Below are 18561 nucleotides of genomic sequence, written 5' to 3' on the forward strand. Positions count from 1 at the left end.
CTGATAATGCTTGTGCTATAGGCTATCGCTGATATCAGCGTAAATTAATCTCAAAGCTGTTTTGCAGTTAAAAAGAAACCTGCATGGATGCAGGTTTCTTTAATCATTTATCAGGCAAAAGTCAGTGTACCATTTTCTGCAGTCAGCATAATCGTACTGTCTGGTGCATAATTGCCTGCCAGTAGTTCTTTAGCCAGCGGATTTTCTATTTCAGTCTGGATAGCGCGTTTCAAGGGGCGGGCACCATAAACTGGGTCAAAGCCCACTTTAGCCAGTACATCCAGAGCCGCATCATCAACCTGTAAATGCAAATCCATTTTTTCAAGACGCTGACGTAGGCCTGCCAATTGAATATTGGCAATAGCACGGATATTTGACTGATTGAGACTGTGGAATACCACTACCTCATCAATACGATTAATCAGCTCAGGACGGAAGTATTGTTTTACATCTTCCATTACCACCGCTTTGATGGCTTCATAATCATCACTTACCATCTTCTGGATTTCCTGACTACCGATATTAGATGTCATCACAATAACGGTATTTTTAAAATCCACTGTTCGTCCTTGACCATCAGTCAGACGACCATCGTCCAGCACTTGTAACAAGATATTGAAAACGTCTGGATGAGCTTTTTCCACCTCATCTAGCAGGACTACACTATATGGATTACGCCGTACCTGCTCAGTCAGAAAACCGCCTTCTTCATAACCAACATAGCCGGGAGGCGCACCAATTAAGCGAGCTACAGAATGTTTTTCCATATATTCAGACATATCCACCCGAATCAGATGGGTTTCGCTGTCGAACAGAAAGCTTGCCAGTGTTTTGCAAAGTTCCGTTTTGCCAACACCGGTAGGACCGAGAAACAAAAAACTGCCATAAGGTTTGTTCGGATCAGCCAGACCGGATCGTGAACGACGAATGGCATCTGCTACCGCCCGAACCGCTTCATCCTGTCCAACTACACGCTCATGTAGCACTTCTTCGATTTTCAGTAATTTTTCCCGTTCACCAGCCATCATTTTTGTTACTGGAATACCAGTCATGCGTGAAACAATTTCAGCAATTTCTTCCGAACCGACTTTAGTACGCAATAGTTTGTTGGGTTGGTTATCCTGCCTGCCACTGTCTGCTGCCTGCAACTGCGCTTCCAGCCGTGGCAACTCCTCATATTGTAGTTTAGCCACTTCCTCCCATTTACCATCACGTTTGAGCGCATCCATCTTAATCTTGAGCTGGTCAATTTGCTCTTTAATGGTCACACTACCTTGAGCTTTGGCACGCTCAGCTTTCCAGATTTCATCCAGATTGGCAAATTCGCGTTTAACATTATCTAGCTCCTCTTCCAGCAAAGCCAAACGCTTTTTACTGGCTTCGTCACTTTCTTTAACCAGAGAGGCTCGCTCAATTTCAAGCTGGATTTCGCGGCGTTTAAGCTTATCCATGCTTTCCGGCATAGACTGGCTTTCAACCTTAATCAGCGAAGCCGCCTCATCAATTAAATCGATGGCTTTATCCGGCAGAAAGCGGTCAGTAATATAACGATTGGATAATTCAGCTGCGGCTACAATTGCAGGATCAGTAATTTCTACACCATGATAAATTTCATAGCGTTCCTGTAAACCGCGTAAAATCGCAATAGTGTCTTCTACCGTAGGTTCTTTAACCAGTACTTTCTGAAAACGCCGCTCCAGAGCAGGGTCTTTTTCAATGTACTGGCGATATTCATCCAGTGTAGTAGCACCGATACAGTGCAATTCACCGCGTGCCAGTGCCGGCTTGAGCATGTTGCCGGCATCCATGGCACCATCTGCCTTGCCTGCGCCCACTAAGGTATGAATCTCATCAATAAAAATAATCGTATTACCTTCATCTTTGGCCAGATCATTGAGTACCGCTTTCAAACGCTCTTCAAATTCTCCACGGAATTTGGCGCCAGCAATCAGGCTGGCCAAATCAAGCATCAGTAAACGTTTATTGCGCAAAGAGTCCGGAACTTCATTATTGACAATCCGCTGCGCCAAACCCTCAACAATCGCCGTTTTACCAACGCCGGGTTCACCAATCAGCACTGGATTATTCTTAGTACGCCGTTCCAGCACTAGAATCGTACGCCGTATTTCATCATCGCGTCCAATGACTGGATCCAGCTTGCCGGCGCGAGCCTTTTCTGTCAGGTCGGTTGTATATTTTTTCAGTGCCTCACGTTGGTCTTCTGCATTTGGATTATCCACACTTGCCCCTCCACGAACAGCATCAATGGCAATATTCAGTTTATCTTCAGTAGCACCAGCCTGTTTCAGGATACGGCCGCATTGCCCATTTTCCTGTACAGCAGCCAGCAGAAATAATTCACTGGCAATATAAGCGTCACCGCGTTTAATAGCAGCCTTATCCATTAGATTTAAAATATGCTGCAACTCGGTACTGGGCAGAATCTCTCCGCCCTGACCAGAAACCTTGGGCAAAGCATCAATGGTAATTTCTATTTGTTGTTTCACTTGTGCAACATTAACACCAGCCTGAGTTAACAGGGCGGCACTGCCACTATCGGTATCATCAACTAAAGCTTTCAATATGAAAACTGCCTCAAGATAACCAGCATCTTGTCCAAGCGCCAGACTTTGTGCATCCTGTAAAGCCTGCTGAAATTTTGCTGTAAGCTTATCGAATCGCATCTGATTTCTTTCATTTAATTTTCCATTAATGGAAATATTGGTATTAGGAAATTAATGTCAAGGGTTAATATTGCTAAAAACTCATTTTAGAAGAAAATTATTGTTTTATATATAAAAATATTAATCTGTGTGCCGCTGTATATCATCTTCTCTAACTAATAAGTATTACAGATGTTGGGGTCAATTTATACGACAGATTTATCAGATTATTTGCTAACAGAATTCTGATGTAAAATATTTGTATTCGAAATATAGAAATAATCTTTACTCAGCTAAAGTCATAACAAATTCTTTTGAAAACCAATGCAAAATTTTGACTCAATAACTTATATTAATTAAGACAGATAATTTTATTTATTTGTCAAATTTAACTGATTTCATGTCATATACGGATTTTGTAGAAAATAAAATAAAATCATATATATAAATTGCTGATAATGGCAAATTAATAACAGGATATCAGCTGATTGCAGGCGGCAGAATTTCACAAATTTTGTGAGTATATCTGTGGATAACTATAAAAAAACAAGGTGAATCAACTCAGTCTTATGGTGATTAAAATTTGGGCAATTTTTCTTGTTCATTGTTGCTAAAAATGTGCTGCTGAAAAAGTATAGTGTGTGCTACAAATCACATATACACCGATGTGTAATCATGCCACCAATTGTTAAATCAACTGATTAAAACCTTATTTTTTTTAGCGTTAGTTTTTGTAATGGTGTAAAATTAGCTTTTGTTTTGAATATTTTCTAAGATAACCATGAGAACCGAAGAATTTAATAAGTGTCGTGAATTTCTTGAAGGGCAAATCATGCGTACGCCTGACAACAAAGAATTAATAGCTGCTTATCAAAAGCTGCTCGAATTGAAAAGCATTTACGATACTGAAATTCATATTTCCATGTTAGATAAAAAAGCACGCAGAATGGAATTTCAGCAGCAAGTACAGACTAATATATCTGCCACAGAAAATCATCAAGAAGGTATTAGTACAAAAGACGGCGTGCAAAACTATAATCAGTTGCAACTTAATCAAAACAATCAAAACAGTTTAATGGCAAACCAAAAAAACTGGTACAACTACCATCGAATTCAGTCTCATCATTTTGGTGATAACTGATTATTTTATCGGATTGAATTCAATAATTTTAAATATGAATCATTTCTTAGATGTGTAATCGGTTATTAAAACGAAAGTTTGCTAAAGTAAATGGTGAAACTTTTGTTTTTTAATGAGTATAAATAATACGTACATTCGTAAACTATGTTGAGCGGATATCAGTATGAATTATATTGTATATAGTTTTAGAAATTGCAGTATTATCAACAATTATTAACTTAAGTTATTGAATTAGTTTGATTGCTGAAATCAATAATGCTGATAAGTAAGTAACATATTAGCAGACACTAGCTTAGGTATCGATATTTTTAGAGTAGATCTTCAATATTTTGGTAGTCTTTGTGTGTTTCAAAAAGTGGAAATTCTGGATATTGCTTTTGTATGGCTTATTATTAGAAACCTTGAATTTTATTCAAACATAGTGAGTAGAATGACTATTTCGGGCATATTGTCACAACATACTTAGTTTGAATACTCCAAAATACCACAAAGATTTAGATGTGTATGAAAGTAGCTGAAAAAGTTTCGAATAAAATAAAGACCTAAATATTATTATTTAGGTCATATTTGGGCTTTTAAAAAAGTAAAAGCATCTGAATTATATCTTGGCGGAAGCGGTGAGATTCGAACTCACGGTGGGCTATCAACCCACGACGGTTTTCAAGACCGTTGCATTAAACCGCTCTGCCACGCTTCCGTCTTTGAAGATGCGCATAATAGACGATAAATGCACATTTGCCAAGTGTTTTATTTAGGTGAATTTAGGGTATGAGGCTAAATCATTCATTTTATTTTTGATTAAATTTTAATAGTGCATATTTTCATCACGCAGAAATACCCACTGTTTGTCGCTGGATGAGGCTTTATCATAATAATAGCCTTCGTAATCGAAATCTTTTAACTCTTCTGGCTCAGTTAACTGCTTCTCGGCTGCATAGCGCATAAATAAACCACGTGCACGCTTGGCATAAAAGCTAATAATTTTATATTCGCCATTTTTTTGGTCTTTGAATACGGGAGTAATCACTTGAGCAGAAAGCTTTGAGGGCTTTATCGCTTTGAAATACTCCTGTGAGGCGAGGTTGATTAATACCTGATCTTGTACTGCCTGCATATTCTGTTCAATGGTGCTGGTAATGATATCCCCCCAGAATGCATATAAATCCTTGCCGTAAGGATTAGCAAGTTTGGTGCCCATCTCCAGACGATATGGTTGTATCAAATCCAGTGGTTTGAGTACACCGTATAAACCGGAGAGAATGGCCAGATGCTGCTGTAGATAGTTTAATCCTGTTTCAGATAAATGGTTGGCATCCAATCCTTCATAAACATCGCCATTAAAAAGATAGACAGCCTGCTTAGCATTGTCCAAGGTAAAGGGAGGTTGCCAGTGGTGATAGCGTTCGGCATTCTGTAGAGCAAGCTTGTCAGAAATACTCATTAAGGTTGCAATTTCGTGTGGCGCCAATTGCTGTAGTAAAGGCACTAGCTGCTGCGCCTGTTGCATTAATTGAGGCTGTGTGCACTGTTTGGTTGTGATTGTTGCTTCTTCATTGAGTTTTTTAGCGGGTGATATAACAAAATACATTTTTTTCCTTGATATTTGACTGTTGCTCTTTTGCATGTACTACTTATGCTCGGCAAAACGATATGCTTAGAATAGATTGCGGTTAATATATATAGGGTTTGCAATTCAAGAATACTATAATCTTTATTATAGGTAAGCTGGTTATTTGCATAATCATAAAAAAAACGGCACAATTCTTTACTCATATTTATAGATAAATTAAACAACCATGTCTACTTTACGATTGCATCCGGAAACCATTGCTATCCGCGGTGTTAAGGAACAAACCTCATACAATGAACATAATTCAGCACTGTTTTTAACCAGTAGCTTTATGTTTGACGATGCAAAAACCGGTGCAGCCTTGTTTGATGGTTCCACTCAGGGCTTTACCTATACACGCACTAATAATCCAACTGTGGCAGCATTTCAGGCACGGGTGGCACAACTGGAGCAGGGTGAGGCAGGCTTAGCCACTGCCACGGGTATGGCTGCAATCAGCGCAGTTTTTCTGGCTTTATTAAAAACCGGTGATCATCTGGTAGCCAGTAAAAGCCTGTTTGGTACGACTATCGGTTTGTTAAATAATATATTGCCCCGATTCGGAATCGAGGTAACGCTGGTTAGCCAGACAGATATGGCTGAATGGCATGCTGCTATTCGACCCAATACCAGAATGCTGTTTGTGGAAACGCCATCTAATCCACTCAATGAGCTGGCTGATATTGCTCAGCTGGCAGAGCTGGCACATCGTCATCAGGCTTTGCTGGTAGTTGACAACAGTTTTTTGTCATCGGCATTACAGCAGCCATTACGTCTGGGCGCCGATTTGTCGGTGCAGTCAGCAACTAAAGCAATTGATGGTCACGGGCGGGTGATGGGTGGTGTTATCTGTGGCAGTGCAGCATTAATTAATGAAATTTTTTTACATGTGCGCACCACTGGCGAGGTATTGTCTCCTTTTAATGCATGGGTGCTGTTGAGTGGCGTGGAAACCTTGTATCTCCGTATGGAAAAGCAGAGCGCCAATGCTCTGGAAGTAGCGCAGTTTCTTTCTACTCAACCTCAGGTTGTTGCCGTGCACTATACTGGAATGACTAACCACCCGCAAAAAGCGCTGGTACATAAGCAGCAGCAAGGTGGTGGTATTGTGGTGGCCTTTGAGATTAAGGGGGGAGAGCAGGCTGCGTGGCAGGTAATTGATACATTAACACTCTTTAGTAAAACGGCTAATCTTGGCGATGTGAAATCTACGGTTACCCATCCATGGACAACCACGCATGGTCGGATGGCACCGGAGGCGAAGCTTGATGCTGGTATTCAGCCTGGGTTGATTCGTTTATCTATTGGATTGGAGCATGCTGCTGACTTAAAAGCAGATTTATCCAATGCATTAAGTCAGATCAACGTTTAATATGGTGTAAAGAAAATTTCTAAAGAATTGATGTAGCCCGTAATGGCCAGTAACAGTTGATTTTTAAGTTGCTGTGTACTATTGCAGCTGTTTAGTTTTGGATACTCCTGTTGCATTAATGACTATTTAGCTATATTTTATATAGACAACCGATAATAAAAGGAAATCATAATGAGTAGTGATTTAATTGTTCATATTGGCGATGGCAACTTTGAGCAAGAAGTTTTACAGGCAGATACCCCAGTATTGCTGGATTTCTGGGCTCCTTGGTGCGGACCTTGTAAAATGATTGCGCCAATTCTGGATGATTTAGCCCCGGCTTATCAAGGCAAACTGAAAATTGTTAAGCTTAATGTTGATGAAAATCAGGAAACGCCGGCTAAATTCAATGTTCGTGGGATACCTACTCTGATGATTTTTAAGGATGGTGCTAGTGTGGCTACGAAAGTAGGAGCCTTAAATAAAGGACAATTAGAAGCGTTTATTAATGCTTCAATATAAATATTAGTTTCTCAATTTCATAAGTGCCCTCAAGCTGGCAGTGATTATAAAATTTTGAATTTAGATTTTATGATTTATGCTGTCTGCTATGAGGGCATTGTTTGTTCATTATAATCAAAATCTAATCTCTCTGAGTATTTCTATATTGCCTAATTATGCTAAACCGTTTTCAGACAGATTTTACATTTCAAGATTTGTATCAGTTTACGAAATAGACTTAAAGTAACCTAAATTGAGATCTGCTAACTCTTATAATTTTTCATCCTAGCTTGCTTTTGATTGCCATCAGACGACAATATAAATAATTATAATTCTGCTTGGTTGATGCTTTGATTGTAAATCTGGTAGTTAAATGAAATTATTATTAATAATAATAAATTAAGTGGATAATATTATTGGTAATAATATAATCTTATGATTATATGTAAATATATTGTAAGCAAAAAATAAGATATTCAGTAAAATAAAGTTTTTTTGTAAAATTAATAAAAAAATTTATTAGCATGGTATTTTAAAGTCATAAAAAATTTCTGATAGTACCGAAATTGAAATATTTTTTAATTTTGTTGTTTAAAATATTGTAATTTAGGCGTATTGTGTTAAATGTGAGTTAGTAGTGACTTTATTGAACACGTCTCTCCGGTTTTGCTAGAATGATTTTGTGAAATTTCATTCGGAATTAAACGAAAGCGAGTACGCTATGAATCATGAATCCAAGTTGTCTGTATCTACTCCCGGTGGCAATCAATCCAGTGCATTGAATAAAACATTTGTAATTGCCTGGCTTATCTGCGCCATTTTCTATTTTGTCCAATATGCATTGCGTTCTGCACCAAGTATTATGCAGAGCGAAATGATCGCCACTTTGAGGATTTCTAAAGTGGAAATGGCTGCAATTATTGGTCTGTATTTCTATTCTTATGCTTTCTTTGCGTTGGTTTCAGGCGTTTTGCTTGATCGGATCGGACCACGTTTTACAGCATCATTAGGTATTATTCTGGTAGTTGCTGGCTGTATACTTTTCTGTACTGGTACTGTTATCACTGCTCAATCTGGCCGTTTCTTGCAAGGTGCTGGTTCTGGGCTGGCCTTTACTAGTGCTGTGTTTCTGGCAACTCGTGGTTTCCCAAAGAAATGGTTGGCCACTGCTGTAGGCATGACACAGTGCTTTGGTATGCTCGGTGGTTTTATGGGACAGGCTGTAGTATCACCGATTATTAAACATCAGATAATGGGCTGGCAAACATTCTGGATGGTGGCGGCCGGCGTTTTGGCTGTGATATTTTTTGCTTCTGTAATCATCACGCCACGCACTCGAGAAGGGAAAATTGATTGGACTGGTTTAAGTCATCCTTATCTTGTGGTATTGAAAAACCCGCAATCTTATATTTGTGCTTTCATTGGTGCCATGATGTTTATGCCTACTAATGTCGGCAATATTGCCTGGGGTAATCAGTTTTTGCAGGAAGGTTTGGGTTCCGGTACTGATACTGCTTTGCGTTTGGCCATGGTTCCACTGGGCTGGGTAATTGGCTGTCCCATTCTGGGCTATTTATCCGATGTGATTGGCCGTCGTAAGCCTGTTGTTATGGGCAGTATAATTGCAATGGGTATTACTGGCGGTTTTATTGTTTATCTGCCTGAAGTTATGCCACCTTATATAATGGGTTTACTATTTGGTGTTGCCTCTGGAGCAGCAATGATTCCTTACACCATGATTAAAGAAGTTAATCCTGATGAAGTGAAGGGTACAGCTACAGGTGTGATTAACTTCTTTGTGTTTGTGATCAGTGCGATAATGACCAATCTGTTCAGTTTACTGATAGCGCACTTAGCCAGCGCAGAAGGAGGCCAGCTAAGCCTGAAGATTTTCCAAACTGCAGACTTTGTTTTTGTTGGTGGTTTGATTCTGGCTTTTATTATGACAATGTTCGTACGCGAAACGGGTAGTAAAGCTAAAGCTTAAATTGTCTAAACTGGTTTTTTAACCAGTGTGCAAATTAACCAAACGGCTACTTTAAGTAGCCGTTTGTGGTTTTAGTGCAAATCAGATACTGCATCTGATGCCAAATTCAATTTACACATTTAATTCCAGCTTAAATCCGGATTTTGTGAAATTACAGCTTTGAATTGAGCTATGATATTGTCTAAAGCTTGCTGGTTGTCTGCCTCAAATCGTAATACCAACACAGGGGTAGTATTAGAAGCGCGCATTAGCCCAAATCCATCTTTAAATTCCACTCTTAGACCATCAATGGTGATGCGTTCAACTTCATCATTAAACTGAGCATTTTGTGCCAGACTGGCGATAATTTCGTGCCCTGATTGTCCCGCAGGAACGGCAATGTTTAATTCAGGTGTAGATATGCCTTCAGGCAAATCATTTAAAACTGCTGATGGATTTTCACTTGCAGACAAAATTTCCAGTAAACGGGCACCGGCATACAAGCCATCGTCAAAACCTAACCAGCGTTCTTTAAAAAATACGTGACCGCTCATTTCACCAGCCAGCAGTGCACCATGTTCCTTGATTGCGGCTTTAATGAAACTGTGGCCGGTTTTACTCATGATGGATTCGCCACCATGCTGCTCAATCCATGGTTTGAGTAATCGAGTAGATTTAACGTCATAAATAACTTTTGCTTTAGGATTGCGTGCCAATACATCTGCTGCAAATAGCATCAGCTGGCGGTCGGGATAAATAATCTGCCCATCTTTGGTTACTACGCCCAGACGATCACCATCGCCATCAAAAGCCATACCGATTTCTGCATCACTATTCTGTAAGGCCTGAATTAAATCCTGTAGATTGGCTGGCTTAGCCGGATCAGGGTGGTGATTGGGGAAATTGCCATCTACTTCACAAAATAATTCTGTTACTTCACAGTCCAAAGCACGATATAAATCTCCAGCATAAGCGCCGGCTACTCCATTGCCTGCATCTATTACAATTTTCATTGGCCGTTTAAGCTGAACATGATTGGCAATATAATTAATGTATTCAGATGCGATGGGTAGGGAAACCACGCTTCCGCTATGTTCGACGGAGGAGGCCAACTGACCGGATTCGATAATTTTGCGTAATGTCTGAATATCGTCACCAGCAAGAGTAGTTCCAGCTAACATCATTTTAAAGCCATTGTAATCAGGTGGATTATGGCTACCTGTAATCATGATACCACTACCCTGACAATGCTCAATCGCCGCAAAATACAGCATTGGTGTAGCAACCATACCTACATCAATTACATTAATTCCACAGGCGCTAATACCCTGAATCAGACTGGTTGCCAGAATCGGGCCTGACAGGCGGCCATCGCGGCCAATAGCAATCTGGTCGATTCCCTTGCTGAGAGCTACGGTAGCAATGGCGCGGCCAATCAGCTCGGCTGTATCTTTGTTTAATGAAACATCCACAATGCCACGGATATCATATGCTTTAAATATGCTGGCATCAATCTGTTTTGAGGTCATGAATAATTTCCTTGGTTGTTCTTGTATTTGGTTAAATTTTAAAGATAAGGCTATCTGTTTACAGATGAATTAGGCTTTAGTGCTGGGAGCAGGTAAGCCAAAATGGCTGTAGCTTAATTCCGTAGCCATTCGTCCTCGTGGTGTTCTCTGTAAGAAACCCTGCTGAATTAAATAGGGTTCGATAACATCTTCGATGGTATCAGTTGATTCGCCAATTGCTGCTGCAATGTTATCCAGACCAACAGGACCACCTGCAAATTTATATAGAATGGCTTCCAGATACTTGCAGTCCATAACATCTAGCCCGGATTGATCAATATCTAACATTTTTAATGCCGCATCTGCTACTTCGGCATTGATCTGACCTTGGTATTTTACTTCGGCATAATCACGTACACGTCGTAACAGGCGATTGGCGATACGTGGCGTCCCCCGGCTGCGTCTGGCAATTTCAGCTGCACCGGTGTTGTCAATTTGTAATTTTAGCAGTTGGGCGGAGCGGGCAACAATAGTAGTTAAATCGGTGTTATTGTAGAATTCCAGACGTGAGACTATGCCAAAGCGGTCTCGCAATGGATTGGTTAGCATACCTGCTCGAGTGGTAGCGCCGACGAGAGTAAAAGGCGGGAGATCGATTTTGACCGAGCGCGCTGCGGGGCCTTCTCCAATCATGATATCTAACTGGTAATCTTCCAAAGCTGGGTACAATATTTCTTCTACTACCGGATTGAGGCGATGAATTTCATCTATAAAAAGAACGTCATGTGGCTCAAGATTGGTAAGCAGTGCAGCCAGATCTCCAGCTCGTTCGAGTACCGGCCCAGATGTCTGGCGCAGATTAACGCCAAGTTCATGAGCAATGATATGAGCCAGAGTAGTCTTGCCCAGACCAGGAGGGCCAAATAATAAGGTATGATCCAGAGCTTCACGCCGTATTTTCGCAGCCTGAATAAAGATAGAAAGCTGTTCTTTGGTCTTATGCTGTCCAATATAGTCTGTCAGCGCGCGCGGGCGCAAGGCGCGTTCCAGCTGTTCCTCCTGTGCTGAGGTAGTTTGCGGGCTGATGACACGTTGTGGCTGTGCACCTGAAAGTTGGTCTGTTTGTAGCATGGCTAAATAAAAAAAACAAATTATATCAATAACGGCTTTAGGTCAGAGTAAATAGAAAACAGACTGGGTAAAGTTCTGATTTTAAATAGGTGTGCACATGCCAGTAAAAGCTTTGAAATATTCGGGGAAAGTTTTATTGACACATTGTGGATCATCTATATAGACGGAAGTGCCCAGCAGGCTGACAAGTGAAAAACACATGGCCATTCTATGATCGTCATAGGTATGGATGTGGACGTCGGCCTGCAATTTTGCAGGAGGCGTAATACTGATACTGTCCTCAGTGGCCATAACATGAGCACCAAGTTTGCGTAATTCAGTAGTCATGGCTTCGATGCGGTCAGTTTCTTTAACGCGCCAGCTGGCAATATTGCGAATATGACACGTTTCTTTACAGGCCAGAGCCACAATGGCAAGAGTCATAGCTGCATCCGGAATATGATTGGCATCGATATCGAAGGGCTGAATAGGCTGATCAGAGCAACGTGATATCTCAATAAACTGTTCACCCCAGTGTACATGTGCACCAATTTTTTCCAACTCGTGTATAAAGGCAATATCACCCTGAATGCTGTGGGCGTCAATACCATTAACACGAATAGATTTACCAGATATTAGTCCGGCAGCAAGGAAGTATGAAGCACTGGATGCATCACCTTCTACAAAAATTTGTGCAGGCGCATGATAGTGCTGCCCAGCAGGCAGCTGAAATGTCTGAAAATCTTTGTGTTTAACCTGAATACCAAATTGTTCAAGCAGCTTTAAGGTAATAGTAATGTAGGGTTTGGATATAAGTTCGCCACAGACATCAATGGTGTAAGCTTTTCCGGTTAACGGTAAAGCCATTAACAGTGCGGTTAAAAACTGGCTTGATACATTACCTTTAATGTTGATATGGTTATTTCTGTTTTGCTGGGTAGGATAAATTTGTAAGGGTGGAAAACCGGTCTGCCCCTTATATTCGATTACTGCTCCGGCTAATTGCAGAGCTTCAACGAGGTCACCAATAGGGCGTTCATGCATACGTGCCACGCCGTGTAAATAATATTCTCCTCCCAGTATGGCCAGTACGGCAGTTAAAGGCCTGAATGCTGTGCCTGCATTACCAAGGAATAAATCTGCCTGCTGTTGTGGGAACTTACCTTTGCACCCGTATACTCTGATATGTAAGCCCGATTTTTTATCTTCAGCAGCTAAATATTCAAATTTGACGCCAAGGCTCTTTAATGCTTTCAGCATGTAATGTGTATCATCTGAATCAAGTAAATCATGAATTTCACTTGTATTCTCAGCTAGTGCTGCTAGGAGCAAAATACGATTGCTGATGCTTTTTGAACCGGGTAAATTGATACTGGCTGAATGACAAATACTGGCTTTTAAATGCAGGGTATTCATGCTGATATTGGCTAATTTCAAAGATTTGGCTGGAAGTTTATCAGTTAATTGTGCTACAGGATATCTATATATGCAGTGATTTTGACATGTATAAACAGAAAAGTGCGCAAACAAACTATAAATAAAGTATATATAAATCAGGTAATCAATTGTAACCTTAAGTATAATAGTCAATATATTAATATTTTAATGTGATGGCTATGAAAATGAATCTTGACTGGCGCTGGTCTAAGTTCAGTACAGTCTGGCTATTAATGATATTGTTTGTACCTTGGGTGCAGAGATTACATATCAATCCTGATTGGGTGATATTTATTGAACAGGGGCAAACCTTTTTCTTACTATTTTGCTTTGTGTTTACCCTCTTATCAACTTTATATAGTAGATTAACTGGCGAAGAAAGAGCATTCTGGTTGTGGGCATCATTATGGTGGCTGGTATTGCTGGGACGTGATCAAAACTGGGGCAGACAAACTTTTTCTGGTTATTCGCACGCGTTCTATCATGGTATAGCGGCAGTATTGATTCTGGGGCTGATATTAATGTTGTTGTGGCCACGTTTGCGTGCCGGCATCAAATATTACTATCACCAGCCTTTTCCTGCATGGAATTTCCTGCTGGCTGCTACAGGCTTTTTATTGGCTGATGCAGTAGAACGTGGCCGCTGGATTGCACATTTTATTCTGTATAATCCTATTTATGATGATATGCTGGAAGAATTATATGAATGTCCCTTTATATTGGCTTTGTTTACTATATCAGCTGCGTTGCAATGGCGAACAATAATTGGTTCGGATAGGAAAATTATTAAAGCAAGTTGAAGCACGTTAAATTACGGTATTGGCTAAAAATGGAATTCTGGCCTTCTGATGTTGAAAGTGAGATTGGTGGTTTATTAATTTTACTAATTATGACTAGAGCAAATTTTCTGCTTTAAAATATAAAAATATCAGTCAGTTATTGCTTGAGGATAAATTTCAGTATAATGTGCAGAAAATTTTGTGAAAAGGTAAGATATGGCTGTGTCGCAATCTGAGCCACGAATGAAAGTAATTGCTATTGATGGCCCCAGTGCTTCCGGTAAAGGAACAGTGGCTGCACAAGTAGCCGCTATTTTGAACAGGGACTATCTGGATTCCGGTGCACTTTATCGATTAACTGCCTTATATGCTAGTCAACAGAATATTGACTGGGATAATGAACATGAGATTGCTACACTAGCGTATAAATTACCAGTGATTTTCAGCACAGATTCCATTTTATTGAATGGTATGGATGTAACAGCTGCTATTCGCACGGAAAACATTGGCATGGGCGCTTCGGCTATTGCTGCTTTACCGGCGGTGCGGACGGCGCTATTACAACGCCAAAGAGATTTTTTAGCGCCACGAGGGTTGGTAGCTGATGGGCGGGATATGGCTTCAGTAGTGTTTCCGCAAGCAGAACTCAAAATATTTCTTACTGCCAGTGCACCAATACGGGCTCAACGACGTGCCTTACAACTGGGCTTAGCTACTGATGGAGCAGATTATCAGCGGATACTTACTGATATTGAAAAACGGGATCAGGCTGATCGCTCCCGTGCGGTAGCCCCTCTTAAACCTGCCAATGATGCAATAATCCTCGATACCTCTTCGCTTAACATTAAAGAAAGTGTAGAAAAAGTGCTTGATTGGTATCGAAAAATCTAAAAATAGGTTACAATTCTGGACTTTTGTGTATGGGTGTTCTGTATTCTTGCTATGTTTGAAGGATATGAACCCTGTGCCAAATAATTGTTTTCATGTTTTTTTATGCTGATGTATTGGTAATTTGCATCAGTAGATTTTAGTATTGCTGGCACAGTCAGGGTGTGCCGGTTTTGATTAACTAACTTCCGTATCCCCTGACGATACTTGTTTGAGAATATAAATATATGACTATGGAAAATTTTGCCCAGTTGCTGGAAGAAAGCTTCACCTTGCAAGAGATGAATCCCGGCGAAGTCATTACCGCAGAAGTTGTTGCCATAGACAATAATTTCGTCACTGTGAATGCCGGTCTGAAATCAGAATCCCTGATTGAGGTGAGCGAATTCAAAAATGCAGCGGGCGAGATTGAAGTTAAAGTTGGCGATTTTGTCACTGTAACTATTGAATCTGTGGAAAATGGTTTTGGTGAAACTAAACTGTCACGTGAAAAAGCCAAACGTGCAGCTGACTGGATCAAGCTGGAAGAAGCCATGGAAAATGGTGAAATTCTGTCAGGTGTGATCAATGGTAAGGTTAAAGGCGGCCTGACTGTAATGATCAACAGCATTCGTGCATTCCTGCCTGGTTCACTGGTAGATGTACGTCCGGTTAAAGACACCTCTCACTTTGAAGGCAAGGAAATTGAATTCAAAGTAATCAAACTGGATAAGCGTCGTAATAATGTTGTGGTTTCCCGCCGTGCAGTGCTGGAAGAAACATTAGGCGAAGAACGTAAGGCATTGCTGGAAAACCTGAAAGAAGGTTCAGTAGTGAAAGGTATTGTGAAAAACATTACCGATTATGGTGCCTTCGTTGATCTGGGCGGTATTGATGGTTTACTGCACATCACTGATCTGGCATGGCGTCGCGTTAAACATCCAAGTGAAGTACTGGAAGTTGGCCAGGAAGTAGAAGCCAAAGTATTGAAATTTGATCAGGAACGCAGCCGTGTTTCTTTAGGTCTGAAACAATTAGGCGAAGATCCATGGAATGGTCTGGCTCGTCGTTATCCGCAAGGTACCCGTCTGTTTGGTAAAGTAACCAATCTGACTGACTACGGTGCGTTTGTGGAAATCGAACAGGGCATTGAAGGTCTGGTACACGTTTCAGAAATGGACTGGACTAACAAGAATGTTCATCCAAGCAAAGTAGTTCAGATGGGTGATGAAGTAGAAGTGATGATTCTGGAAATTGATGAGGATCGTCGCCGCATTTCTCTGGGCATGAAACAGTGTCAAGCCAATCCATGGCAGGAATTCGAATCCAATCATGAAAAAGGCGAAAAAATCAAAGGCGTGGTGAAATCTATCACTGATTTTGGTGTCTTTGTAGGCTTGCCTGGTGGTATTGATGGTCTGGTGCATCTGTCTGATCTGTCATGGAGTGATGGCGGTGAAGAAGCTGTACGTCAGTTCAAGAAAGGTGAAGAGGTTGAAGCCGTAGTCTTGGCCATTGATGTTGATAAAGAACGCATTTCTCTTGGCGTGAAACAGCTGGCTGGTGATCCGTTCAGCAATTATGTCAGCGTGAATGACAAGGGCAGCATTGTAACTGGTAAAGTAAAATCATTGGATGCCAAAGGTGCTGTTATTGCATTGGCTGATGATGTTGAAGGTTATCTGCGTGCATCTGAAGTTTCAAATGATCGTGTTGAGGACATTCGCAATGCCCTGAAAGAAGGCGATGAAGTTGAAGCTGTGATCACAACTGTAGATCGTAAAAACCGGAATATCAATCTGTCTATCAAAGCTAAAGATGCACAGGAAAACAGTGCTGCTTTGCGTTCATTATCTGCTAACAATGCCTCTGCCGGTACTACCAGCTTGGGTGATTTGTTAAAAGCAAAATTATCTGGTGAAAGCGAATAAGCGGTTATGACGAAGTCGGAGTTAATGATTCGCTTGGCGGAACTATATACTGCTAATAATGATAGTACTGTATTAAACGCTAAAGATGTTGAGCAAAGTATCAAAATTCTCGTTGATACCATGACTCGTGCTTTAGCTAAAGGCCAGCGAATTGAAATTCGTGGATTTGGTAGCTTTGATTTGAATCATCGCCCAGCTCGTATTGGCCGTAATCCTAAAACAGGGGAAAAAGTATCGGTACCAGAAAAATATGTACCGCACTTTAAACCTGGTAAGGAGTTACGCGAGCGCGTTGATAAATCACTGCCGTCTGCGGATAAATAATATTGTTTTTTTGAGATAGACGTTAACGCCGCAGTTTCTGCGGCGTATTTTTATTTTAGGATGGTCGAAAGTCTAGCAAATGTGCTAAGGTTACATTTTTTAACTTTTGCTATATACAATCTTGATTTCCGGAAGAAATTCTATAATATGACCACCACTTCCTTTGCTGCTCCCGAATTTAATAATCAAAGTCCTCTGATCTGGTATCAAACTGCACAACAGCAACCCGGTTTCATTCATGATGAGGCTCAGTTACGTGCAATCAAACAACTGGACAGGCTATGGACTGAGTTGATGATGTTTAAGCGTAAACGAAACCGCTTTTTAGGGCGTAGCTTACGCTCTCCACGCGCACCCAAAGGACTATATATGTATGGCGGAGTGGGGCGTGGCAAAAGTTTTTTGATGGATGTGTTTTTTGGCTGTTTGCCTTACCAGCGCAAACGCAGAGTACATTTCCATGCATTTATGGCAGAAGTACAACAACGCCTGAAAGATCATCATAGTCAGACCAATCCATTAAGTGCAGTGGCGCAAGACATTGCAAAAGAAGTCAGGGTATTGTGTTTTGATGAATTCCACGTCAGTGATATTGCAGATGCCATGATACTGGGGCGCTTACTTGATGGCTTATTTGAGCAAGGCGTAGTTATGGTTGCTACATCCAATTATGCCCCAGCCGAACTTTATCCCCAAGGTCAGAATCGATCCAGTTTTCTACCTACTATTGCATTAATTGAAAAACAATTGACTATTCTGAATGTGGATGGTGGGCAGGACTATCGTATGCGTGTGCTAAAGCCTGCCGATGTGTTTTATATTCCGGCAGATACAGCCAGCGAAAAGAAGCTTGAACAACTATTTCATAAGATTAATGATCAGCAGCAGATAGTTGGCGGTGAAATTGAAATACTGGGACGAAAGCTGGTATATAAAGCTCTATCTGAAACTACAATCTGGTTTGACTTTAATGAATTATGTTGCGGCCCGCGCTCCCAAAATGACTATCTAGAACTGGCGAAGCGATTTCGCGTATTAATTTTATCTGGTATACCTAAAATGAATGGTGGCCAAATGGCAGAAGCGCGTCGGCTTACGTGGCTGATTGATGTGCTATATGATTACCGTATCAAACTTTGTGTTAGTTGTGAAGTTGCTATAGATGACATTTATACCGATGGTGATTTTGCAAATGAATTTACGCGTACTGCCAGCCGACTTACTGAAATGGGTTCGGAAGAATATTTGACTTTATTACATCAGACATTGGATTTAGATGAAGAAACCAGTAATGCAGGAAAAGATATTAAATAAAGCTGAATTTTGTTAAAATAGATAAAGCTGTTTTTCTGGCAATTTTCTGTGTCAGTATGT

General features: G+C 40.7%; 14 protein-coding genes and 1 tRNA gene. 9 read left to right on the forward strand and 6 right to left on the reverse strand.

What is annotated here, in order from left to right:
* Nucleotides 1-110: 110 nt before the first annotated feature.
* A complete protein-coding gene (clpB, locus tag MJ761_RS02525) occupies nt 111-2684 on the reverse strand; it encodes an ATP-dependent chaperone ClpB (RefSeq protein ID WP_093090663.1) in 2574 nt (857 codons plus the stop codon).
* Nucleotides 2685-3444: 760 nt separating this feature from the next.
* Between clpB and MJ761_RS02530 the strand changes: the two genes are divergently transcribed.
* Nucleotides 3445-3804, forward strand: coding sequence for a hypothetical protein (locus MJ761_RS02530; protein ID WP_093090661.1), 360 nt, complete (start codon nt 3445-3447; stop codon nt 3802-3804).
* Between the two features lie 606 nt (nt 3805-4410).
* Here MJ761_RS02530 and MJ761_RS02535 read toward each other — a convergent pair.
* Both MJ761_RS02535 and yaaA read right to left on the reverse strand, forming a co-directional pair.
* Nucleotides 4411-4501, reverse strand: a tRNA-Ser gene (locus MJ761_RS02535).
* 108 nt (nt 4502-4609) lie between these two features.
* Nucleotides 4610-5392 carry a peroxide stress protein YaaA gene (gene yaaA, locus MJ761_RS02540; protein WP_093090659.1) on the reverse strand — a complete coding sequence of 261 codons (783 nt, stop codon included), beginning with the start codon at nt 5390-5392 and terminating at the stop codon, nt 4610-4612.
* A 208-nt stretch (nt 5393-5600) separates the two neighbouring features.
* Between yaaA and MJ761_RS02545 the strand changes: the two genes are divergently transcribed.
* The 3 genes from MJ761_RS02545 to MJ761_RS02555 all read left to right on the forward strand — a co-directional run bounded on the left by MJ761_RS02545 (nt 5601) and on the right by MJ761_RS02555 (nt 9252).
* Complete coding sequence (locus MJ761_RS02545) at nt 5601-6785, forward strand: O-succinylhomoserine sulfhydrylase (protein ID WP_093090657.1); 1185 nt, start codon at nt 5601-5603, stop codon at nt 6783-6785.
* A 171-nt stretch (nt 6786-6956) separates the two neighbouring features.
* Entirely contained in the window at nt 6957-7286 is a 330-nt protein-coding gene (gene trxA / locus MJ761_RS02550) for a thioredoxin TrxA (RefSeq protein WP_093090655.1), read from the forward strand.
* A 700-nt stretch (nt 7287-7986) separates the two neighbouring features.
* Entirely contained in the window at nt 7987-9252 is a 1266-nt protein-coding gene (locus tag MJ761_RS02555; RefSeq protein WP_093090653.1) for an MFS transporter, read from the forward strand.
* Between the two features lie 119 nt (nt 9253-9371).
* Here MJ761_RS02555 and MJ761_RS02560 read toward each other — a convergent pair whose 3' ends face one another.
* The 3 genes from MJ761_RS02560 to aroA all read right to left on the reverse strand — a co-directional run bounded on the left by MJ761_RS02560 (nt 9372) and on the right by aroA (nt 13265).
* A complete protein-coding gene (locus tag MJ761_RS02560; RefSeq protein ID WP_093090651.1) occupies nt 9372-10760 on the reverse strand; it encodes a phosphomannomutase/phosphoglucomutase in 1389 nt (462 codons plus the stop codon).
* A 69-nt stretch (nt 10761-10829) separates the two neighbouring features.
* Entirely contained in the window at nt 10830-11870 is a 1041-nt protein-coding gene (ruvB, locus tag MJ761_RS02565; RefSeq protein WP_093090649.1) for a Holliday junction branch migration DNA helicase RuvB, read from the reverse strand.
* Nucleotides 11871-11951: 81 nt separating this feature from the next.
* Complete coding sequence (aroA, locus tag MJ761_RS02570; protein ID WP_093090836.1) at nt 11952-13265, reverse strand: 3-phosphoshikimate 1-carboxyvinyltransferase; 1314 nt, start codon at nt 13263-13265, stop codon at nt 11952-11954.
* Between the two features lie 200 nt (nt 13266-13465).
* On the opposite strand from aroA, the gene MJ761_RS02575 reads away from it, so the two are divergent.
* From MJ761_RS02575 to zapE, 5 genes are all read left to right on the forward strand, one after another.
* Entirely contained in the window at nt 13466-14086 is a 621-nt protein-coding gene (locus MJ761_RS02575; protein WP_141683395.1) for a nitric oxide reductase, read from the forward strand.
* Nucleotides 14087-14281: 195 nt separating this feature from the next.
* Nucleotides 14282-14956: a (d)CMP kinase gene (gene cmk / locus MJ761_RS02580; RefSeq protein ID WP_093090645.1), complete on the forward strand. Its 675-nt coding sequence runs from the start codon at nt 14282-14284 to the stop codon at nt 14954-14956.
* A 224-nt stretch (nt 14957-15180) separates the two neighbouring features.
* Nucleotides 15181-16863, forward strand: coding sequence for a 30S ribosomal protein S1 (gene rpsA / locus MJ761_RS02585; RefSeq protein ID WP_093090643.1), 1683 nt, complete (start codon nt 15181-15183; stop codon nt 16861-16863).
* 6 nt (nt 16864-16869) lie between these two features.
* Nucleotides 16870-17187 carry an integration host factor subunit beta gene (locus MJ761_RS02590; protein ID WP_037405699.1) on the forward strand — a complete coding sequence of 106 codons (318 nt, stop codon included), beginning with the start codon at nt 16870-16872 and terminating at the stop codon, nt 17185-17187.
* Between the two features lie 147 nt (nt 17188-17334).
* On the forward strand, nt 17335-18501 hold the full coding sequence (zapE, locus tag MJ761_RS02595; protein WP_093090641.1) for a cell division protein ZapE: 1167 nt from the start codon (nt 17335-17337) through the stop codon (nt 18499-18501).
* Nucleotides 18502-18561: the final 60 nt, after the last annotated feature.

Origin of the sequence: Snodgrassella communis (assembly GCF_914768045.1) — a bacterium.
In the GTDB taxonomy this organism is placed as follows: Bacteria; Pseudomonadota; Gammaproteobacteria; order Burkholderiales; family Neisseriaceae; genus Snodgrassella; species Snodgrassella communis.

Coding starts and splice junctions, on each gene's coding strand:
- clpB (WP_093090663.1), bottom strand. CDS start 2,684: ATGCGATTCGATAAGCTTACAGCAAAATTTCAGCAGGCTTTACAGGAT.
- MJ761_RS02530 (WP_093090661.1), top strand. CDS start 3,445: ATGAGAACCGAAGAATTTAATAAGTGTCGTGAATTTCTTGAAGGGCAA.
- yaaA (WP_093090659.1), bottom strand. CDS start 5,392: ATGTATTTTGTTATATCACCCGCTAAAAAACTCAATGAAGAAGCAACA.
- MJ761_RS02545 (WP_093090657.1), top strand. CDS start 5,601: ATGTCTACTTTACGATTGCATCCGGAAACCATTGCTATCCGCGGTGTT.
- trxA (WP_093090655.1), top strand. CDS start 6,957: ATGAGTAGTGATTTAATTGTTCATATTGGCGATGGCAACTTTGAGCAA.
- MJ761_RS02555 (WP_093090653.1), top strand. CDS start 7,987: ATGAATCATGAATCCAAGTTGTCTGTATCTACTCCCGGTGGCAATCAA.
- MJ761_RS02560 (WP_093090651.1), bottom strand. CDS start 10,760: ATGACCTCAAAACAGATTGATGCCAGCATATTTAAAGCATATGATATC.
- ruvB (WP_093090649.1), bottom strand. CDS start 11,870: ATGCTACAAACAGACCAACTTTCAGGTGCACAGCCACAACGTGTCATC.
- aroA (WP_093090836.1), bottom strand. CDS start 13,265: ATGAATACCCTGCATTTAAAAGCCAGTATTTGTCATTCAGCCAGTATC.
- MJ761_RS02575 (WP_141683395.1), top strand. CDS start 13,466: ATGAAAATGAATCTTGACTGGCGCTGGTCTAAGTTCAGTACAGTCTGG.
- cmk (WP_093090645.1), top strand. CDS start 14,282: ATGGCTGTGTCGCAATCTGAGCCACGAATGAAAGTAATTGCTATTGAT.
- rpsA (WP_093090643.1), top strand. CDS start 15,181: ATGACTATGGAAAATTTTGCCCAGTTGCTGGAAGAAAGCTTCACCTTG.
- MJ761_RS02590 (WP_037405699.1), top strand. CDS start 16,870: ATGACGAAGTCGGAGTTAATGATTCGCTTGGCGGAACTATATACTGCT.
- zapE (WP_093090641.1), top strand. CDS start 17,335: ATGACCACCACTTCCTTTGCTGCTCCCGAATTTAATAATCAAAGTCCT.